General features: G+C 25.8%; 2 protein-coding genes and 1 riboswitch. Of the genes, one reads left to right on the forward strand and one right to left on the reverse strand.

Translation table 11 applies throughout. The features are described from left to right. Window positions 1–246: 246 nt before the first annotated feature. Window positions 247–317, forward strand: a riboswitch (Fluoride riboswitch). A gap of 63 nt (window positions 318–380) precedes the next feature. Further along, the gene (locus ABDZ71_RS15555; RefSeq protein ID WP_343763037.1) at window positions 381–1586 is read left to right on the forward strand and encodes a cation:proton antiporter; all 1206 of its coding nucleotides are present in this window, start codon (window positions 381–383) and stop codon (window positions 1584–1586) included. A gap of 138 nt (window positions 1587–1724) precedes the next feature. Here the strand turns inward: ABDZ71_RS15555 and ABDZ71_RS15560 are convergent, their stop codons facing one another. Next, window positions 1725–2321 carry a uracil-DNA glycosylase gene (locus ABDZ71_RS15560; protein ID WP_343763040.1) on the reverse strand — a complete coding sequence of 199 codons (597 nt, stop codon included), beginning with the start codon at window positions 2319–2321 and terminating at the stop codon, window positions 1725–1727. Between the last annotated feature and the right edge of the window lie 380 nt (window positions 2322–2701).

Genomic DNA, 2701 nt, shown 5'->3' on the forward strand with positions numbered 1-2701 from the left:
TCAGTTGGTAGAGCACATGACTTTTAATCATGTTGTCCGGGGTTCGATTCCCCGGTGGATCACCAAAGTCCTATTAATATAGGACTTTTTTATTTTATTTATTTTTATATTTATTAGAATAATATAGAGAATCTGTATATTTATAAGTATGAGTTAGATATTATAGAATTTAAATCTTTACATCCATTTTTTTAGGATTGTTAGTTAAAGAATCATATGATAAAATCTAATCATTGTAAAAATAAAATTTTAGATGGTGATGGAGTTCACCTTAATTTCTCTTTAATAAAATCAGAGATGATGACTCCTGTTTTAATTATTATATTAAAGCAGGGGTTTTATTTATGCCCTAAATTATAAACATAAAGAGGAGGATTAACATGGCAACAAGTTTAGCTATCATATTATTATTAGGACTAATTGTTAATGAACTATTTACTAAATTCAAATTACCAGGATTATTAGGAATGATTTTACTTGGAATAGTTATAGGACCTAGTGGTTTTAGTCTACTAAACAAAGATTTGCTTACTATTTCTTCAGATATAAGAAAAGTAGCATTGATAGTAATATTATTAAGAGCAGGTCTTGGAACAAGTAAAAATGATTTAAAGAAAATAGGAAAAACTGCAGCAAAACTTAGCTGTATACCAGGATTAATTGAAGGATTTACTATTGCAGCTATAGCTACCCTTATTTTAGATTTTTCTTTTGTGCAAGGAGGTATGCTAGGATTTATACTAGCTGCAGTATCACCAGCTGTAGTTGTACCTTTTATGCTAGAATTTAAAAATAAGAGATTAGGAACTAATAAAAGTATACCAACCCTTATATTAGCAGCATCATCTATAGACGATGTATTTGCTATAACTATATTTACAACATTCTTAGGTTTTTATGGTGGTAAAAAAGTAAATATAGGTATGAAAATTTTAAATATACCTTTATCAATAATATTAGGTGTAGTAATTGGTATAGTAGTTGGATTATTACTTATAAAAATATTTAAAAAATATTCTTTAAGAGATACCAAAAAAATAATAATACTTATGTCAGCAGCTATATTTTTAACTACTTTAGAAGATGTATTAAAAGATAAGATAGCAATAGCTTCTTTATTAGGGGTTATGACTATAGGGTTTATATTATTAGAAAAGTATCCTAAAGTATCTTATAGATTGTCTGTTAAGTTAAATAAAGTATGGGTAATTGCACAAATATTTTTATTTGTATTAGTTGGAGCAGAAGTAAAAGTAGGAGTTATATTTGATTCTGGACTATTAGGTGTTTTAATAATAGCAGCAGGGTTAATAGCAAGAAGTTTAGGTGTTGTAATATCTACATTAGGTACAGATTTAACATTAAAAGAAAGAATATTTTGCGTTGTATCATATACTCCCAAAGCTACAGTGCAAGCAGCTATAGGTGGTATACCACTTGCTTTAGGAGTTAAAGGTGGAGATTTAATGCTTGCTATAGCAGTACTTTCTATACTTGTAACGGCTCCTTTAGGTGCATTGGCTATAAAAATATTAGGAAATAAATTTTTACACAAAGAAAATATAGAAGAAGTGGTAAGTGCATAGAATTTTAAAATGATTATATATTGTTATAAGTTATGAAATAATTAGAATTAAAATATAAAAGTTTAATATAATTAATTAAAGTTTTTTTATTAATTAAGTACAATAGTATATATGAAGTTATTTAAAATAGTAGAGGATTTAATCCTCTACTATTTTTTTTAGATTATTCCAATCATTTTCATAAGAAGTTAAAAATTCTTCACTTCTATTGTATGTTAAAGAAGAAGGGTGATACATAGGAAATATATTTATATTTAATTCTTCATTATAGATAGTATTACCATGACATTCACCGATAGATTTATAATTTGTTAAGCGTTTTAAAGGAACATTTCCTAAAGTAACTATTATTTTAGGAGAAACTAATTTGATTTCTTCATCTAAAATTTCTTTAAATAATTTTATTTCATTAGATCTAGGAGGTCTATTACTAATGGTTTTTCTTCCGGATTTACTTTCTTTAATTTTTATTGGCCTAAAAAAACAAGTATTTGTTATTCTAACTTTATCTCTAGTTAAACCAATCTTATTTAAGTAAGATTCAAATCTTTTACCGGCCATTCCTATAAAAGGTTTTCCTTGTTCTACTTCATTTTTACCAGGAGCTTCTCCAACAAACATTATTTTAGAGTTTATAGGCCCGTCTCCTGTAATCCATCCTCCAGTGGGATTATCTTTATAACTTTCAGATATGGTTTTAATTTTTAATTTTAATTGTTCTAATGTTTGGTTCATAAAGAAATCACTCCTCATATTATGTGAGTTAATAAAATTATATGTATATAAATAACTACTTATATATTATAACATCTACAATTGTTAGTTATTATAAGTATATTTTATTATATTAAGCTAAAACTTAATCGGGTGTATCAATATAAGGATTATAGAGATTATAAGAGTAAATAAATAGTATATAATTATAATTTGACTAGATGATATCAATGTGCAATTATATAGATAATAAATATGATAAAATACTTTTTGTCGTCACTTGAAAGACACAAAACATTAATTTTAAATTTGAAAGTTAATTGATAAAAATCTTTTAAAAAAGTGTTGACAGATACTGAAACACATGGTATTATATAAAAGTCGCATGAAGCGACAAGGTC

This window comes from Clostridium oceanicum (genome assembly GCF_039521385.1).
Classification (GTDB): domain Bacteria; phylum Bacillota; class Clostridia; order Clostridiales; family Clostridiaceae; genus Clostridium_F; species Clostridium_F oceanicum.